The organism is Paenibacillus sp. 2TAB26, from assembly GCF_052115145.1.
Classification (GTDB): Bacteria; Bacillota; Bacilli; order Paenibacillales; family Paenibacillaceae; genus Pristimantibacillus.
This window is the reverse complement of the sequence record NZ_JBFRGC010000016.1, coordinates 95,830-113,038: the sequence shown is the minus strand read 5'-3', so window position 1 is coordinate 113,038 and position 17,209 is coordinate 95,830. Positions and strand designations below refer to the sequence as shown.

At 43.5% G+C, this 17,209-nt stretch carries 15 protein-coding genes and 1 pseudogene; 14 read left to right on the top strand and 2 right to left on the bottom strand.

From position 1 onward, the window contains the following. Positions 1 to 84 precede the first annotated feature (84 nt). The 7 genes and pseudogenes from AB4Z50_RS19320 to AB4Z50_RS19290 all read left to right on the top strand — a co-directional run. Positions 85 to 768, top strand: coding sequence for a response regulator transcription factor (locus AB4Z50_RS19320; protein WP_441881157.1), 684 nt, complete (start codon positions 85 to 87; stop codon positions 766 to 768). Further along, positions 765 to 2,024: an ATP-binding protein gene (locus tag AB4Z50_RS19315; RefSeq protein ID WP_441881156.1), complete on the top strand. Its 1,260-nt coding sequence runs from the start codon at positions 765 to 767 to the stop codon at positions 2,022 to 2,024. The genes AB4Z50_RS19320 and AB4Z50_RS19315 overlap by 4 nt, the downstream gene beginning before the upstream one ends. A 144-nt stretch (positions 2,025 to 2,168) precedes the next feature. Continuing rightward, the gene (locus AB4Z50_RS19310) at positions 2,169 to 2,930 is read left to right on the top strand and encodes an ABC transporter ATP-binding protein (RefSeq protein ID WP_441881155.1); all 762 of its coding nucleotides are present in this window, start codon (positions 2,169 to 2,171) and stop codon (positions 2,928 to 2,930) included. Position 2,931: 1 nt separating this feature from the next. Further along, complete coding sequence (locus tag AB4Z50_RS19305; RefSeq protein ID WP_441881154.1) at positions 2,932 to 5,274, top strand: FtsX-like permease family protein; 2,343 nt, start codon at positions 2,932 to 2,934, stop codon at positions 5,272 to 5,274. Positions 5,275 to 5,419: 145 nt separating this feature from the next. After that, complete coding sequence (locus tag AB4Z50_RS19300) at positions 5,420 to 6,376, top strand: alpha/beta fold hydrolase (RefSeq protein ID WP_076270672.1); 957 nt, start codon at positions 5,420 to 5,422, stop codon at positions 6,374 to 6,376. 105 nt (positions 6,377 to 6,481) lie between these two features. Further along, positions 6,482 to 6,847 (top strand): hypothetical protein, encoded by a 366-nt coding sequence (locus tag AB4Z50_RS19295; RefSeq protein WP_441881213.1) that lies wholly within the window; start codon positions 6,482 to 6,484, stop codon positions 6,845 to 6,847. Further along, positions 6,771 to 6,976: pseudogene (locus AB4Z50_RS19290) on the top strand (transposase); the annotation flags it as partial. The gene AB4Z50_RS19295 and the pseudogene AB4Z50_RS19290, both read left to right, overlap by 77 nt. Before the next feature lie 151 nt (positions 6,977 to 7,127). Here AB4Z50_RS19290 and AB4Z50_RS19285 read toward each other — a convergent pair. Beyond that, the gene (locus AB4Z50_RS19285) at positions 7,128 to 9,221 is read right to left on the bottom strand and encodes a GxGYxYP domain-containing protein (RefSeq protein WP_441881153.1); all 2,094 of its coding nucleotides are present in this window, start codon (positions 9,219 to 9,221) and stop codon (positions 7,128 to 7,130) included. 420 nt (positions 9,222 to 9,641) lie between these two features. Between AB4Z50_RS19285 and AB4Z50_RS19280 the strand changes: the two genes are divergently transcribed. The 4 genes from AB4Z50_RS19280 (at position 9,642) to AB4Z50_RS19265 (ending at position 14,219) form a co-directional block, all read left to right on the top strand. Next, a complete protein-coding gene (locus tag AB4Z50_RS19280) occupies positions 9,642 to 10,118 on the top strand; it encodes a CcdC family protein (RefSeq protein WP_441881152.1) in 477 nt (158 codons plus the stop codon). 275 nt (positions 10,119 to 10,393) lie between these two features. Next, on the top strand, positions 10,394 to 10,639 hold the full coding sequence (locus AB4Z50_RS19275; protein WP_441881151.1) for a hypothetical protein: 246 nt from the start codon (positions 10,394 to 10,396) through the stop codon (positions 10,637 to 10,639). 49 nt (positions 10,640 to 10,688) lie between these two features. Continuing rightward, entirely contained in the window at positions 10,689 to 12,962 is a 2,274-nt protein-coding gene (locus tag AB4Z50_RS19270) for a glycoside hydrolase family 3 C-terminal domain-containing protein (RefSeq protein WP_441881150.1), read from the top strand. Between the two features lie 258 nt (positions 12,963 to 13,220). Next, positions 13,221 to 14,219, top strand: coding sequence for a LacI family DNA-binding transcriptional regulator (locus AB4Z50_RS19265; RefSeq protein WP_339206155.1), 999 nt, complete (start codon positions 13,221 to 13,223; stop codon positions 14,217 to 14,219). Between the two features lie 96 nt (positions 14,220 to 14,315). On the opposite strand, the gene AB4Z50_RS19260 is transcribed toward AB4Z50_RS19265, so the two are convergent. Further along, entirely contained in the window at positions 14,316 to 14,858 is a 543-nt protein-coding gene (locus AB4Z50_RS19260) for an NADPH-dependent FMN reductase (RefSeq protein WP_441881149.1), read from the bottom strand. Between the two features lie 409 nt (positions 14,859 to 15,267). On the opposite strand from AB4Z50_RS19260, the gene AB4Z50_RS19255 reads away from it, so the two are divergent. The 3 genes from AB4Z50_RS19255 to AB4Z50_RS19245 are packed head-to-tail and all read left to right on the top strand — an operon-like array spanning position 15,268 to position 17,184. Next, entirely contained in the window at positions 15,268 to 15,552 is a 285-nt protein-coding gene (locus AB4Z50_RS19255; RefSeq protein WP_441881148.1) for a hypothetical protein, read from the top strand. Next, on the top strand, positions 15,461 to 16,306 hold the full coding sequence (locus AB4Z50_RS19250) for a carbohydrate ABC transporter permease (RefSeq protein ID WP_441881207.1): 846 nt from the start codon (positions 15,461 to 15,463) through the stop codon (positions 16,304 to 16,306). The genes AB4Z50_RS19255 and AB4Z50_RS19250 overlap by 92 nt, the downstream gene beginning before the upstream one ends. Further along, the gene (locus AB4Z50_RS19245; RefSeq protein WP_076268609.1) at positions 16,303 to 17,184 is read left to right on the top strand and encodes a carbohydrate ABC transporter permease; all 882 of its coding nucleotides are present in this window, start codon (positions 16,303 to 16,305) and stop codon (positions 17,182 to 17,184) included. Before AB4Z50_RS19250 ends, AB4Z50_RS19245 begins: the two co-directional genes overlap by 4 nt. Positions 17,185 to 17,209 lie beyond the last annotated feature (25 nt).

Genomic DNA, 17,209 nt, shown 5'->3' with positions numbered 1-17,209 from the left:
TTATTTACGTTTAAACTTCCTTTTTCATAGTATATTATGGAAGTGACTGATGTTTACTATTCTATCAACTAATGGAGAACGCATATGAACTATGATTGCTTAATTGTGGATGACGAGACGGTTCTTGCAGAAACGACGAGTGAATATTTTAATATGTTTGAGGTCAAATCAGCATACGTGTCAAGTGCAGAGGAATGTGAGCTCTTTTTACGGGAAAATGAAGCGTCGGTTATCCTGCTCGACATTAATCTTGGTCATACTTCCGGGTTTGATTTATGCAAGAAGCTTAGACAAACGACACAAATTCCGATTCTGTTTATTAGCGCTCGGTCCAGTGATGACGATATTCTTATAGCCCTTAACATAGGCGGCGACGATTATATCCAGAAGCCTTATACGCTGAGTGTGCTGCTTGCGAAAGTGAAGGCTGTCCTCAAAAGATACGGGAATCAAAGCCCAACCGAAATGCTAGAGTTTGGTGAAGTGAAAATTGATTGCAATCTTTGCCGCGTTCGTGTGAACGGTGTAGATATGAAGCTCAAAACGATGGAATATAAATTGCTCTGTTACTTGGTGAAAAATAAAAACAGAGTCATTTCAAAAGAAGAGCTGTTTGACAAGGTGTGGGGTGACTCCTTTGCCGGAGATGGAACTCTTAATGTACATATTCGCCACTTGCGCGAGAAAGTCGAACCGAATCCCAACCAGCCGCAATATATTAAAACGGTATGGGGGACGGGATACGTCCTGGAAGATCACAAGTTATGAGAATAAAGTGGCTGTTCATCACTATCCTCTTTGTATTTGCAACAGGCAGTGCAGCTTCTTGGCTCGTTATGAATAGCAAGACGGATACCGAAGTGGATATGGTAGCTTTAAATGAGGTGTTAAAAAAGCTTGAGAGCCACTGGGGGCAAATCGATCAAGCGAATTTCAGCACGATAAAGCAGTCATTCAGCGTTATCGATACTCATGGCCAAGTACGCTTTCAAACATTCGAGGGGCAATCTCCTACCATTAATGATGCAATTAAAAATAGAGATACGATAACAGATGTCGTGGTAGAGGGTACTTTAGTTGGCAAGCTTATTGTGCTAAACGATGATAAAAAAGTAATTCAGCAAATGAAACGGCAGCTTATTATCGTGCTCTTTATGACTTTTACCATGTTTGCGCTGCTGAGTGTCATCTATGTTTTATTTTTAAATTATAAGGTTTTCAAACCATTTCATAAGCTGCAAAGCTTTGCAGTTAACGTGGCGAGAGGGAATCTGGATATTCCTTTGAAAATGGGTCAAAACAACCCGTTTGGCGCCTTTACAGAGAGCTTCGACATTATGCGCGAGGAACTGGCTCTAGCAAGGCAAAGTGAATATGAGGCAAACCGCAGCAAGAAGGAGCTTGTAGCCAGCTTAAGTCATGACATTAAGACACCAGTTGCCTCCATTAAAGCGGTGAGCGAATTGATGCTGCTTCGAGCTGACGATGAGAAAGTAACGAAGCAATTAACGACGATTTATTCAAAGGCAGAGCAGATCAACCTATTGGTGAGCGATATGTTTACGGCAACTTTAGAGGAGCTTAATGAGCTGAAAGTAACAGTGACGGAGGAAGAAAGCAGTGTTTTAAACGGTATTATCGCTAACGTGAATTATGATGATCAAATCAGCTTTGCGCCTGTTCCTGCATGCCTAATCTTAACGGATATATCGCGTTTACAGCAGGTATTTGATAATCTTTTGAGCAACTCTTACAAGTATGCGGGTACCTCAGTTACCATTTTGTCCGCAATAAAACACAGCTATTTGGAAATAAGCATTATGGATTATGGTAAAGGTATTCAGCCTGACGAGTTGCCGCTCTTGTTCAATAAATTTTATCGAGGAAATAATGCAGAGGGACACAGTGGCTCAGGGCTTGGGCTATACATATCCCAATACTTGATGCAAAGCATGCAAGGGGATATAACCTGCCATAACCGTGAAGATGGTTTTAGCGTGATGTTAAAAATTAAGTTAGCTTAAAGAATTAAGAATTGGCTAAGGATTGAACAAAGCTTAACTAAGAATTGGTTTTGTATGATAGGACTGTAAGCTACATTACAGTCTTTTTTGCTTGGGGCTAGAGCGAAGCTATCATACAATTGCAGGATAAAGGAGATTTAATTTATGCCAAGCCAAATGTTAAGAACCGAAAAATTGTGCAAAACGTTCTCAAGCGGGGGAAATCAGCAGCATGTGCTAAAAAACCTCGACATTAGTTTAATGGAGGGTGACTTTACCGTTATTATGGGAAGCTCGGGCTCAGGCAAATCGACCCTGCTCTACGCGCTTTCTGGAATGGATAAACCGACATTAGGCGAAATTTATTTTGAGGAGAAAAAGATTTCGAAGCTAAATAACGATCAGCTGGCGATTTTCCGAAGGAACAATTGCGGCTTTGTATTCCAAAAGGTTTATTTGCTCGACAATATGAGCGTGCTGGATAATGCGCTGGCAAGCGGTCTGCTCGTTAGCAAAAACAAGCGGGCTATCGTAGCCAAAGCAAAAAAGCTGCTTGCCCAAGTGGGATTAAATGAAACCTCATGGGGCAAATTTCCGGAGCAGCTCTCCGGAGGAGAGGCGCAGCGTGCTGGCATCGTGCGCGCGTTGATCAATGATCCCAAAATTGTGTTTGCAGATGAACCAACCGGCGCGCTTAATTCCGCTGCTAGCGACAGTGTGCTGGATGTCATGACGGAGGTTAATAAGAGCGGACAAAGCATTGTTATGGTTACACATGATATGAAAACCGCATTAAGAGGGAATAGAATCATTTACCTGCGTGATGGCGTTATTTTCGGGGATTTGCAGCTTAGTCCGTTCCATGTGGAAAATAACTATAAACGGCATGAGCAGCTAAAAGCATTTTTGGCTGAAATGGGGTGGTGAGATGAACATCGTCAACCTAGCCTGGGCCAACATCAGAAAAGGCAAAAGCGCGGCATTTTCCCTTTTTATTTTGATATTTATCGCAGCGCTGCTGCTTAATGTGGGAATGACGGTTATTTTCAAAATTAATACGTTTTTTGATGATAAGGTGGCGGAACTACATGATCCTCACTTGAACATCATCATGGACAGTGCAAGCTATACGAATGCCAAGGGCGACTTTTTGAAAAACTATTCTGATGTGAGTGAGTTTGAGCTCGAAAACATGGTGTTGATGAGTTCAGCGAAATTTCGTTATGGGGATAGTGACATGAGCCATGCCGCTGTTATCCTAAAAGCGGATACTGATCGCACGATTGCACCATTAAAACTAATTGAGCAGATAGCCTTGAGCTCTGAGCCGGATATATACCTCCCTTACAGCTTTAAAGTAAGTGGCGGGTATAAGCTGGCTGACAGCTTCGTCTTTACCTATCAGGACAAGGAATATCGTTACCGGGTTGCAGGTTTTTTTGAGACAACGATGCTTGGCACCACCAACATAACGTTGATGAAATATTTTTTGCCGGATACGGAATATGAGCAGTTGCTCAGCCAATTAAGCCCCAAAGAGGAAGGCACCTTCTTATCTGCCAAGTTAAAAAACAGCGAGCAATCGATTCAACTGCTTAAAGATTACGAAGAGCAATTTCCCTTTTCCCATAATGAGGCAAGCTCTTTTTATTCTTCATTAGACGTGATGACGATGAAGGGCATAAGTACGATGACGATCAATCTGGTCGCTATGATTATGGTTGCTTTTGCGGCGGTTATTGTTGTGGTGTCATTGCTTGTTATTAAGTTCCGTGTGACCAATAGTATTGAGGATGGCCTTGTTAATATTGGTGTTCTCAAAGCAGTGGGCTATACGAGTCAGCAAATTATTTTATCTATTATGATGCAGTTTATGATCATTACCTTATTGGCAAGCATTATGGGGATGGCGGTCACTTACACCGTTATGCCTGTATTCGGAGGCATTATTTCTACGCTGTCCGGACTGCTATGGAATCAAAGCTTTAATGCTGTAATTAATCTAGCCAGTATTCTAATTGTAGTTGTACTTGTCGTGACTGTAACGCTTCTCGCTTCAATACGTATTAGAAAGCTGCATCCAATAGCGGCGCTGCGGGGAGGCATTGTGACACATAGCTTTAAGAAAAATCGCTTCCCCCTAGATCAAGCTAAGGGTGGATTAAGCTTTGTGCTTGCTTGCAAAACCATCGTGATGAACATCAGGCAGAACATTATGATCACTTTTATCGTTGCCGCCGTTACCTTTGCCTCTGTTTTTGCTATTGTTCTTTATTACAATATAGCAACAGATAAAACAGCGTTTATTCACCTCGTCGGTGCAGAAACCTCGAATGTCAATGTTCAGGCTAAAGAGGACGTAGATAGTGAGGCGCTGTTTGAATCCATTAAGCAAATGGATGGTGTTGAAAAAACGGTATTACTGGACTATTTAATAGCGAAGGTTGACGATAAACCGTTTGCTATGACGATTTCGGATGATTACAGCGGGTTGGAAAACCAAATGGTGTATGAGGGACGATATCCGCAATATGATAACGAAATTGTCGTTTCGTGGGCAGTATCGCAGCTGCTTGAAAAAAACATTGGCGATACGGTCAAAGTAGATATAGGGGAAGCCAGTTATTCTTTTTTAATTACCGGTCTGAGTCAGTCTATTAGCAATATGGGGCAAATATCATCTGTCACTTTGGAAGGTGTTCGGCACCTCATTCCAGATTATACAGGCAAGATGCTCAACGTTTATTTAAATGGTATCGATAATGCGAGCTTTATCAAAAATAGTAAAGTACAATACGGAAGCTCAGTAGAGGAATTTGTTGATGTAGATGAGACGATAAACAGCCAAAGCAGCGTCTATATTTCCGCGGTGTTTGCTGTTATGGCGCTTGTTCTCGCGATTACTGTATTGGTTGTCGTTCTCATTCTTTATCTTGTTATTAAAACGATGATTCTCGAGCGCAAGAGGGAGCTCGGAATATACAAAGCAACAGGATATACGACGAGCCAGCTAATGACGCAAATCATGCTCAGCTTTGTGCCAATTGTCATTATAGGGGTTGTTATTGGTGGCGTGCTGGGCAGCCTGTATACCAATTCCATGCTGACCCTTCTGCTCTCTGGAGCGGGAATTCACAACGTTCAGTTCATTATTAAATTGCCTCTTGTTATTGCGCTTTGTTTCGGAATTGTTATGTTGTCTTATGTTGTTTCTATTCTTGTGTCGCGGCGGATCAAAGGAATTTCCGCCTATGAATTAATTACAGAGTGAGAATAAAGATATTGCTTTAATCAAAGCTTTCGCAGGCGGCCTTTCGAGGTCGCTTTTTTGTGTTGTTGCAGGTGTCATTCGTATGCTACCATACGCTAAACGCCTACTTTAATAAATCGATTATATTTGAGAGGAATGAGTGTAAATGCCAGTAGTAGACATGCCGCTTGAGAAGTTAAAAGAGTACCAAGGAATTAATCCTCGCCCAGCTGATTTTGATGCTTATTGGGATCGTGCGATCTCTGAAATGCGTGCTGTAGATCCGCAAATTAAGCTCGTTCCAAGCTCATTCCAGACTCCGAACGCGGAATGCTTTGATCTCTACTTTACGGGCGTTCGCGGGGCTCGTATCCATGCCAAATATGTTCGGCCAAAACATATGGCAGAGCCGCATCCGGCAGTCGTATTATTCCATGGCTATACGGGAAATGCAGGCGATTGGAGTGACAAGCTGGCTTATGCCTCATTAGGCTTCTCCGTTCTAGCTATGGATTGCCGTGGTCAAGGCGGGGAGTCTGAGGATTCCGGCAATGTGAAGGGAAATACACATCAGGGTCATATTATTCGGGGATTAGATGATCATCCGGACAATCTGTTGTTCCGTCATATCTATTTGGATACTGCACAATTGGCGGGCATCGCACTGGGCTTGCCTGAGGTTGATCCAGAACGTGTTTATGCAGCTGGCGGTTCGCAGGGCGGAGCGCTTACGATTGCTTGTGCGGCGCTTGAACCGAGAGTAAAGAAGCTAGCTCCTGTTTTCCCATTCCTTTGCGATTATAAACGCACGTGGGAGATGGATTTGGCGAAGGACGCGTATCAGGAGCTTCGTACCTTCTTCCGTTATTTTGATCCGCTGCATGAGCGCGAGGATGAAATTTTTGAGAAGCTGGGTTATATCGATCTTCAATTTCTTGCAAACCGCATTCGCGGCGAAGTATTGATGTTTGTTGGCCTCATGGACACCATTTGTCCGCCTTCCACACAGTTTGCAGCTTATAACAAAATAACTTCTCCTAAGCAGTTAGCCATCTATCCGGACTTCGGGCATGAGCATTTGCCGGGTTCGTCGGATCGTACGATTCAATTTTTCTTGAACTAATAGGAATGAAATAAAGGGGCTGTCTCAAAAGTCATTTTGCGATTTTTTGAGCACTACTTAGAACTTATTTTCATCGAGAAAAAGGACCTCAAGCTCCACTATACAGTGGAATTTGAAGTCCTTTCATTTGAAAACGGGGATGTTTCCCTGATGCAAAGACTTTTGCGGCAGCGCCTGCAGCATCTTCATCTAAGTGCAGAAATGCACTTATTTAACCAAATTTTCTTCAAATCTGATCAATTAGAGGTATTAGTACACCTATTTGCAACATTCCATTCTTGTTTGTTAAAAACAGGTGCACTTTTACACTTATTTGCTCTCCACTATTGGTTCGCGCACATTACAATCATACGACGATCATCGATGATGCTGGATATGGTCAGTCTGAGTTATTATGCGCTACAAGCAGCAAGCAGGGGAAAAACTGAGCTGCGAGGAAGGATATTCGCTGTCGGTAAGACGAATGATTGAACCCAAAAGTATTTTAGGGCAGATAAAGAATAACCAAGGATTCCGGCGTTTCTGCTTCGCAGCTTACCTAAGGTAAGTCTGGAGGTCGGGTGGCTTTCGCTTGCCCATAATCCTATGAAGCAAGCATAGACCAGAATAGAAAAATAGCAGTACAGGAATAGCTCTCCTGTACTGCTACCAATACTCCCGTTCAAAGCGAGCTATTCCTCAGCGAGCTTGATGCTTATGGGACAGCCCCTTTTTGGTTCCACTTTTAACAAAAGCCTCGTCCACTTTAAATCTAATCCTCGTTTTCGTCCTCCGCTAGCTGCGATTTGGCTGGCAGTTTATTGTAATCGCGGATAAGTGAGAAGTAGTGGTCAGCCCGTACAGCTTGATATTCTGGTCCGAGCGATTCTGTTATTGCCACTACATCAGAAGGTGTCATGCTCCATGCGAGCAGCCCGAGTGATACGAATAATGGTGATTTGCCATCCCATTTTGCTTTGGCTGCTGCCAAAATGTTTTTCCCGTCTTGTGCGGTACTTATGCCTTGAATCGTGGATACGGGCAGTGTACCGTTTATGATTTCGACACCGTAATGATCTTCCCAGCTGAGGAATAGTCCTTTTGCCTTGTAAAACTTCTCATAGGCAGCTGCCTTTGAAGCGCTGAGCGGAACATTCTCGCTGTTCACACGATTCAGCACATACGGAACGGTCATTCCTGTTTGCTTCATATACGTATAAGACTGCTTAAGGAAATCAGAGAATGTGGCTTCCGGCCATGCTTCCGGGTAGAAGTATCCTGACCCAGAAGGACCAGCAATGATGAGGTCATTTTCCGTCGCTGTCTTTTGGAAATAGTTCAGAATAGCGGGTGCGCCGTCATAAAGAAGCGGGCTTGATGTCCAGTTGATCGGTACTTTTCCGCGAGCATGATCATCCCATAGGATACGCATTCTATGTTGATTGTACTGGAAGTTGTCGCCCTCGCTGAAGGTATACGTGACGTAAATTTTATTTGCAAGCTTAGGCGCCTTAGGCGTTTTGGCTTTGACTGCCTTTGCCTTTGTACCCGAGAAAACCGTTAAGTTGCTGAACCAGTCGGCCGCAAGCACGTAGACACTGTAATTGGATGTAATTTCTACGGAGCTGAATTCGCCTTCAACGTCATTATTGAACCAGCCTAAGTAAGGGGTGCCTGGCTTGACGCCTGATAAGATTTTTTCGAAAAGCGCTTTCTGTTCCGGCACGTTGGAATCAAGCCAGAACACCATTGCTTTGTTCGCAACTGCATAATCACGGAGGTAGCCGTAAGGCTCCTTCTGGTCTGAGGTTGGCGGCTGGATATTGCCTGCCGATACCTTAAATTGATTCCACATAAGGACGGAGGCAGTTAACTGCTTTGTACCTGCAGGCGGCGTAAACTTATAGACGAAGTATCGGCCATTGTCTGCGAATCGGTGTCCGCCTTGACCTGTTGATACTTGAGAGCTTTGACGGTCGTACAGAAACGCCTCTTCCTCAGGCGTACCTGGAATAAACTGCGCGATTGTTTGCCCGTCTGCCTTCACGGTTACTTCATGAACGGCGGATCCCCAGCCATCCTGAGGGAAAGCATCCTCGAAGCGAAGAAATACGGATTCTTTGCCCAAATTGCTCGTCAAATCCAGCTCATACGTATTTTTATTTTTGCCATCGCGCTCCTGCGTGGTGTCTTCAGCAATGGTCTTGAACGATTCAGGGAGTCCGGGAGGTATTCTAACGGATGTGTCAGGGCTTAATCCGACTAACATCCGATGTGTCGATTTGGCCCATAGATTCTCATATTGCCATGTGTAAGCATCCAAACGGTCTTTGAATTTGCCTTGTAAATCATCGAGCACTGTTAGGTTAAATGGTGCTGCTTTCAACTGCGCGGCGAGAGCAGGGCTAGCGACAACGGCATCCTTTAACCCAGCAAGAGTAGTCGCTACATTGACGGTGTCAGCAACCTTTGGATCGTAAACAATGATGCCTTTCACTTCTTTTTTATATTTTTTGACGATATCCCAGTAATCTGCATGCACATTGTAGGGAACCTTCAAATCTTTTAGCCAGGTCAGTTTGCCTTCTTCTTGGTTTTCCAGCAGATAGATTCGAGGCTCCTCACGGTTAACGATACCCTGCAGCGTTGCAAGCAGAAGCTTAATGTCCCCTGGCGCATCATAAATATCAGCTACATCTAGTTTTTTGGGGGTTGCAAAGGATGGAAGCGCTTGCTTGTTTGGCCAGCTAATAGAGCTTTTGCCGGATTTGGATTCCGCAGTTGCTGCAGCCGGTGCTGAAGCGCCAAGCGTTAAAGACAGCGTACATACGATAGCCAGACATGTGACAGTTAGTTTTCGAATCACGATCTTACACCTCGTCTCATCTGATTGGGTAATACCATCGTCATAGCGCCTTTTCCATTCCCTCCTTCTTAGGCGGCTTCGCTAATGCGCATACGGCAGTACCTAAACTATATATTAAATATATTTATGTTTAATACAATCGTTTCGACAAAGGTTCCAACAGAAGACAACTCGAGACCTAAAGTATTATAGCGCAAAAGAGATAGACAATAGTCCCTTTTACATAGCCAAATCATGAGTATTGCATTCATTAATTATATATATTAAATATATATAATTGGCGGAAAATATGCATGCAGCATATACTTCACATAGTGATCCCTTTATATCCAAAGGAATCGTATTGCAGGTATTTCATTCGAGTAGGTATAATATAAATTATGGAAATTCAATATTTATTTTGTAGAAAGCGGTGTTGAAATGGATCGTTCATTTTATGTGTTTGTCATTGCCATTGCTGCCCTCGTGCTGTGGAGACGAACAAGGAGCTTTTACCGCCCCATTCGAGGAGACGGCAAAAGGCTGTTGTACCCTATTCTATTTATGCTGCCGGGTCTGCTCTTGATATTTAATTCCAATGTCCATGCGCCGTTTTACGAATTTTTGATTGCTGCGGCTATAGGTATTATCCTCTCGATTCCTCTAATATGGACCACAAACTATGAAATTCGTGATGATCATCTTATATACGCCAAGAAGAACTGGGGATTCATCGTCGCTTTTCTCGTTGTCATTGCCATTCGTTTCGAGCTTCACCAATACATGTCCACAATCGAACCTCAAACGCTGGCTGCTTTGTTTATGATTTTAGCGTTCTTCTACGTCATCCCATGGCGAGTCGTTTCTTATATTAAATTTCGGAGATTAGTGCAGCTTCAAACGGTACGAAAAGTATAATCGCTATTCTGGCATTCAAGGAGCCCTTTTAAAGGAGCTCCTTTTTTTCTGTTTTCACGACACCTCATGAAAATACTATTTTTCTGAAATTTATACCATATTTTATGGAATTGGCATTTTATAATCAATGTAYTGGGATGCAACAATGGGCGGAGGGGGAATTTAAAAATGAGGCATGACCATGCTGGAAGTAATGGTTTAGTCGCAGCTTCTATCTTTTTTGAATAAATGTAAGCGCTTGCTGTAATGTACATTTTTCGAATAGGAGTATGGATATGACATCGAAAGGAATGCGGCTCTTTATTTGGGGATTTGTGCTCTTGTGGGTCGCAGTCATGATCGTTTTTAGTTTTGCTGATTTGAGCTTGTCCAAAGCGATATATAACGAGGAACACTCCTTGTTTGGACAGTTTTTTGAAAACTTCGGCGAGCATCCTGCATTTATTGTCCTATTTATCGCGGGCAGCATTCTCTTTAGTACGGCTAGGCATGATAATCCTAATGCTGTATTCAGAGCTTAAGGCGTCTAAACATAGGTGTAATGAGAAACATAATAGAGGAGGATTTTAAATGAAAATTGATATTCAAGCGCTTATTGACCAAATGACTTTGGAAGAAAAAGCAGGTATGTGCTCGGGGCTCGATTTCTGGCATCTAAAGGGTGTTGAACGACTTCATATTCCTTCTATAATGGTAACGGATGGACCTCATGGGCTGCGTAAGCAAAAAGGTTCTTCTGACCATGTAGGTATTTTTGATAGCGTTCCTGCTACCTGCTTTCCATCAGCGGCGGGGCTTGCCGGCTCTTGGGACCGTGAATTAGTTGGAAAGGTAGGCGTGGCTCTTGGCGAGGAATGCCAAGCGGAGGATGTTGCTGTTTTACTTGGGCCAGGCGCGAACATCAAGCGGACGCCGCTATGTGGACGGAACTTTGAATACTTTTCTGAAGATCCTTTCCTATCATCGGAAATGGCGGCAAGCCATATTCAAGGGGTACAAAGCCAAGGTGTTGGCACTTCACTCAAGCATTTTGCACTCAACAATCAAGAACACCGCCGGATGTCAGTCGATGCGGTTGTCGACGAGCGGACGATGCGTGAAATTTATTTGGCAAGCTTCGAGGGTGCGGTGAAAAAAGGTAAACCATGGACGGTCATGAGCGCCTACAACAAAGTAAACGGAACGTATGCTTCGGAAAACGAATTTTTGTTAACGGATATATTGAAGGAAGAATGGGGCCATGAAGGTTTTGTTGTCTCCGACTGGGGTGCGGTAGATGAGCGAGTAGATGCGCTTGCAGCGGGCCTTGAGCTAGAAATGCCTTCCAGCAACGGCAGTGGCGACAAAAAAATAATAGAGGCCGTGCAAAGCGGCAAGCTATCCGTCGAATTGCTCGATCAAGCTGTTGCAAGACTGCTTCGAATTATCTTCATGAGTGTTGATCAGAAAAAAGAGAACGCGTCTTACAATGTGGGAGAGCATCATCAGCTAGCTCGCACGGTTGCTAGTGAATGTATGGTGCTTTTGAAAAATGAACAACAGCTGCTGCCTCTTAGCAAAGGGAAAAAAGTGGCGGTCATTGGCGCATTCGCTCAAAAACCTAGGTTTCAAGGCGGCGGCAGCTCGCATATCGTGCCGACTGCGCTCGATAATCCGCTGCAGGAAATGAAGCAGCTGGCTGGAGACTCGTCATTCATTGTATATGCTGAGGGTTACTCGCTAGATAACGATAATAGTGATGATGCACTCCTGGAAGAAGCGAAGAAGGCCGCTAGCGAAGCCGATGTGGCCGTTGTATTTGCAGGTCTTCCCGACCGTTATGAATCTGAGGGATACGATAGAAAACATCTAAATATGCCGGGTAATCAGAATCAATTGATTAAGGCTGTAGCGAGCGTGCAAAGCAACGTCGTTGTTGTCCTTATGAATGGTTCGGCTATCGAGATGCCTTGGGCTGACGAGGTGGGAGCCATTTTGGAGGCATACTTAGGGGGGCAAGCGGTTGGTGGTGCGATTGCTGATCTGCTGTTCGGAGAAGCGAATCCATCCGGCAAGCTGGCAGAGACATTTCCTGCTAAGCTAAGCGACAATCCATCATTTCTATTTTATCCAGGCGAGGCAGATCATGCGGAATATCGGGAAGGCATTTTTGTCGGATATCGCTACTATGATTCGAAGAGCGTTAAGCCGATGTTCCCGTTTGGGCATGGTCTGAGCTATACAACATTCGAGTACACAAACCTGTTGATAGACAGCAAGGAAATAAATGATACGGAAACGGTAAGCGTTCACGTCACGGTTAAGAACACAGGAACACGCTCCGGTAAAGAAATCGTTCAGCTGTACGTTCAAGATGTCGAGAGCACCGTGATCCGGCCGGAGAAAGAGCTGAAAGGATTTGCCAAGGTGGAGCTGCAGCCTGGAGAGCAAAAGAAGATAACGTTTACGCTGGATAAACGATCTTTCGCTTATTACAATGTTGCTCTAAAAGACTGGCATGTCGAGAGCGGAGACTTTGCTGTTCTTATTGGGCGTTCATCGGAGGATATTGTCCTAGGCGAGACGCTGCGCGTTCAATCCACTGTCCCTCTGAAAGTTGTGTATCATCGCAATAGCCTTCTCGGTGACTTAATAAACGATACGGAGAAGGGTCCAATCGTGCAAGGCATTATGCAGCAGGTTCAAGCAGGAATGGGAATCTTGATGTCTGAGGATAACGAAATGGCAGACATGATGGCCGCGATGATGAAATTTATGCCTCTTCGCAGCTTGGTGTCCTTCAGCCAAGGGGCGTTCACAGACGAAATGCTAAACGGCTTGCTTCACCAATTAAACCGTTCATAGTCGGAGCAAAATAGATTTTACAAAAGGACCGTCCTTCCACGTGACGGTTCTTTTTTTCTATTCAATTAAAGCAAAGCTTTTATATGCCGATCCACAATTGAGTAGGGATGCGAGGTGCCTTTTACGGTCAAAACCAGAATAAAGTCCTGTCAATGGAATAAAACATAAATTTACTCTAATAAAGTCTCAACTTATGTGAAATCTAGTGGTAAATGTGGTATGTTTATGTAAATTGCGTTTAACAGGAGCGGTTCATCAATGAAGGTTAGTATATTCGATGTTGCCAAGAAGTCAGGATTGTCGGTTGTAACGGTATCCCGAGTTCTTAATAAGTCGACATCCGTGCGCCAGAAAAATAAAGAAAAAGTGTTGCAGGCCATGAAGGACCTGGACTATCATCCGAACGCCTCAGCCCGCAGTCTTGCAAGCGGCAAAACCGGTATTATCGGTCTAACTTTGACGACATTGCATGATACTGTTCTTGACGCTGTAGTCAAAGAAATTAATGATAGCTTGGCAGAGCAGGGCTATTTTCTGGCACTCTCCATCTCGCAGGGGGACGAGGATTCATTCGATCGTTCGATGTTTCAAGAGGACCGTGTAGATGGAGTTATTTTGCTCTCGCCAATTAATGCAGATATATATGTGATGGAGCTGAAGAAGCGGAAAATTCCTTTTGTCATCCTTGATAACCAGCAGCGCAATCCGACGGTTCCTTCTGTTATTGTTAATAATTTCAAAGGCGGATATGATGCAACCAAACATCTCATCGACCTTGGACATACCGAAATCGCTCATATTAGCGGGCCAGATCCGTTTCTGAGCAGCCGTGAGCGTGAGAGAGGGTTTCTGTTCGCGCTCGAAGAAGCAGGTTTGCAGCCTTTTGAAGTGGAGCAAGGATCGTTTGATATTCCTTCAGGCTACGCCATTGCCAAGCGCTGGATCGATGCAGGCAAGCTGCCTACAGCGGTATTTGCAGCAGATGACTTTATGGCCCTAGGCGTAATGGACGCGTTCAAAAACGAAGGGGTTCGCATTCCTCAAGATGTATCCGTCGTAGGTTTCGACGATCAGATCTATGCGGAAGAATTTCATCCTGCGCTGACAACCATCCGTTTGCCATTTGAGAAAATTGGGCGGCAGGGTGTTGATATTTTGCTGAAGCTAATCAAGGATTCTCCAAAAAGAAATACGATCATGGAGTTTGATCCGGAGTTAATGGTGAGGAAATCGACAGGAGCGCCTAGAGGGCGTTAAGTTTAAGAATCATGAGCAAAAGAGCCCGCGCAATTACTATTTGTATAGTGATTGCGCGGGCTCTTTCTATTTATTTTGGCTGAGTCGCTATTAAGTCTAGTAGCAAGCCTGCTCAAGTGATTGAAGAGCGGTAATTAATTCCTGCTTTAATTGGGAATCGGTAATCATGCCTTCTTTATTTAGCTTCAAAGTAATATGTGGAATAATTAATGTCCCGCCCTCAACAATATCAGCATTAATCATTTTAAGAGTAAGCAGAAGTGAAGCATGAGCTTTGTCCCCGCCCATTGGAGTAGGTGAGGCACTAATTACCGCTGTAGGTTTATTCATAAACGCCGTTGTGGATACAAGCCAATCCAACGCGTTTTTCAAAACGCCAGGCACACCGTTCCCATATTCGGGTGTACATATAAGCACGCCATCCGTTTCCTCAAGAAGTGCTCTCAGCTCTCTGACAGGCACCGGTCCTTCATCTAGATCCATGTCAGGGTTGAAATGCGGAAGGTCGCCTAACCCGCCATAGATAGTAAATTCCATGTTTGCGGGGGCTAATCCGATGACAGCCTTCATTAGCGATGTATTTGAGGAGTTTTGACGAAGACTCCCCGAAATAGCCAAGATTTTTATTTCCTTATTCATTCCACTTCATCTCATTTCTTCTATGCTATTAAGCCCTCGATATGGAGTTGCCTTGTATTATGATAAACAGTCGCATTCATATTTATTATCTCATTTAAACACGAGTTTTCAAATAACTTCTGCCTATACTAAATTAAAACCCGATAATTGAATAGCCTTTCACATAATAAAGTTTAAACGTTTAAACAAAATATACGACAAAATTTACGTTTGATACTTATAAGAGACAAGTAAAGACAAAAACAGAAACCGTACGTTTTTGTACGTGAGTAAAGGGAATATATAATCCATAATAAACAAAAAAAATATTAATTGACATATTTTGAATGTCGGTATAAACTCATGTTGAATATTAAAGCGGTTTAACTTTCGTGAATGAAAAGCAATAACAGAGAGAAAAAGAGGTGATTTGAAAAGCGATTTTGAAGAAATGCAGAAGCAAAGTAATGGTGGAAAAAAGGGGATATACAAGAGAGCGATTAAGAGTTTTTTAAATTTACTTCTTTTAAGGCCAAAAGGAATAGGAAACCAAATGGAAGGGGGCGGTTTTACTGAAGAACAGCAAATTTCAGAGACGGGAAAACAAACACTTTTATTTATTTATTTCGCCATGGATTATTGGTTTTCTCATATTTGCTTTATATCCAGTAGGCGCATCATTGTACTACAGCTTCACAGACTACGATATTATTAACCCGCCTGTTTTCGTGGGATTAAACAATTTCAAAGAGCTCTTTCAGGATGAACAGTTTTATAATTCGATAATGGTTACGCTCAAGTACACGCTTATTAGTGTTCCTATTACGTTATTTTTATCACTTATGTTTGCAATCTTGATTAATCAGAAAATTCCTTTTAACGGCTTTTTCCGAACAGCGATGTATTTTCCAAGTATGATTTCAGGCGTATCCATGGCCTTGTTATGGTTTTGGGTGTTTAATCCACAGGCGGGATTGTTCAACTATGGATTATCTTTTTTCGGAATTGACCCCATCCACTGGTTCCTGGATGAGAATTACGCTTTGTGGGCGCTCATCATTATGTCGTTCTGGGGACTCGGCGCAGGTATGCTTATTTTCCTAGCAGGGCTCCAAGGTGTGCCGGCTCATCTGCTGGAGGCAGCAAGGCTCGACGGTGCTGGCCGGTGGAAAACATTTTGGAACGTAACCTTTCCAATGATTTCGCCCGTTTTTCTGTTCCAGCTTATCATCGGTGTCATTGAATCCTTCCAAGTGTTTACACAGGCCTATACCATCACGCGTGGTGGACCGAACTACTCTACATGGTTTTACGTGTACAACATTTACATCAATGCGTTCAAAAATTTCCGCTACGGATACGCGTCTACCATGGCCTGGATCCTTCTCGTTGCAGTACTCGTTGTCACCTACTTTATCATGAGGACGTCGAAACGTTACGTTTACTACGAAGGAGGGGGCAGCAAATGAGTGAAGTGACCCATGACGCGAGCTCAAAGCGGATTATTGTCAAAAGAAAGCTAAAGCTTTCGCAAATTGTCGGATTTCTTATTTTATTAGCGGTAACAATTACGATGCTGTCACCGGTTTGGTTTATGCTCTCGACATCCCTGAAGACGACGAAAGAAATGCTTATGTTTCCCCCAACAATTATTCCAAAAGTGTTTGCGTGGGAAAATTTTCGTGAATTGTTTACCAATACCGAAATTAAATTCGGACAGCAATATAAGAACAGCTTGATTGTTGGCATATTCACGGTTATTGGAACGGTGCTTTCTTCATCATTCGTTGCCTTTGGATTTGCTAGATATAAGGGAAAAGGCAGCGGGCTTATGTTCATGCTAGTGCTCAGCACATTGATGCTTCCTTATCCAGCGATCATGATTCCGCAGTTCTTATTATTTATGAATCTGGGACTGCATGATTCGTTATTGCCGCTTATTCTGCCCGCTTTCTTTGGGTCAGCTTATATGATTTTTTTGTTGCGACAGTTTTTCTCTACGCTGCCTGACGAGCTTTATAACGCCGGCCGGATTGACGGCTGCAGTGAGTTCAGACTGTACTGGAATATTACACTGCCTTTAGCAGGACCAGCACTCGCTACGGTTGCTATATTTTCATTCATTTGGAGTTGGAATGACCTGCTCACCCCTGTACTTTACTTAGATTCGCAGGAGAACTTCACGCTTCCAGTAGGGATGGCTGCTATGCTGTCATCGAAGTTTCGTTTAGCGCCTTGGAATTTACTGATGGCCGCTTCGATTCTTTCCGTACTGCCAATTATCGTGTTGTTTGCGGTAGCACAGAAGAGATTCGTTGAGGGAATCGTACTTACAGGCATTAAATAGTTTTTAAGTGTATTAGCTTGCTTGT

Coding starts and splice junctions, on each gene's coding strand:
- AB4Z50_RS19275 (WP_441881151.1), top strand. CDS start 10,394: ATGACATCGAAAGGAATGCGGCTCTTTATTTGGGGATTTGTGCTCTTG.
- AB4Z50_RS19260 (WP_441881149.1), bottom strand. CDS start 14,858: ATGAATAAGGAAATAAAAATCTTGGCTATTTCGGGGAGTCTTCGTCAA.
- AB4Z50_RS19265 (WP_339206155.1), top strand. CDS start 13,221: ATGAAGGTTAGTATATTCGATGTTGCCAAGAAGTCAGGATTGTCGGTT.
- AB4Z50_RS19305 (WP_441881154.1), top strand. CDS start 2,932: ATGAACATCGTCAACCTAGCCTGGGCCAACATCAGAAAAGGCAAAAGC.
- AB4Z50_RS19315 (WP_441881156.1), top strand. CDS start 765: ATGAGAATAAAGTGGCTGTTCATCACTATCCTCTTTGTATTTGCAACA.
- AB4Z50_RS19310 (WP_441881155.1), top strand. CDS start 2,169: ATGCCAAGCCAAATGTTAAGAACCGAAAAATTGTGCAAAACGTTCTCA.
- AB4Z50_RS19320 (WP_441881157.1), top strand. CDS start 85: ATGAACTATGATTGCTTAATTGTGGATGACGAGACGGTTCTTGCAGAA.
- AB4Z50_RS19245 (WP_076268609.1), top strand. CDS start 16,303: ATGAGTGAAGTGACCCATGACGCGAGCTCAAAGCGGATTATTGTCAAA.
- AB4Z50_RS19270 (WP_441881150.1), top strand. CDS start 10,689: ATGAAAATTGATATTCAAGCGCTTATTGACCAAATGACTTTGGAAGAA.
- AB4Z50_RS19300 (WP_076270672.1), top strand. CDS start 5,420: ATGCCAGTAGTAGACATGCCGCTTGAGAAGTTAAAAGAGTACCAAGGA.
- AB4Z50_RS19280 (WP_441881152.1), top strand. CDS start 9,642: ATGGATCGTTCATTTTATGTGTTTGTCATTGCCATTGCTGCCCTCGTG.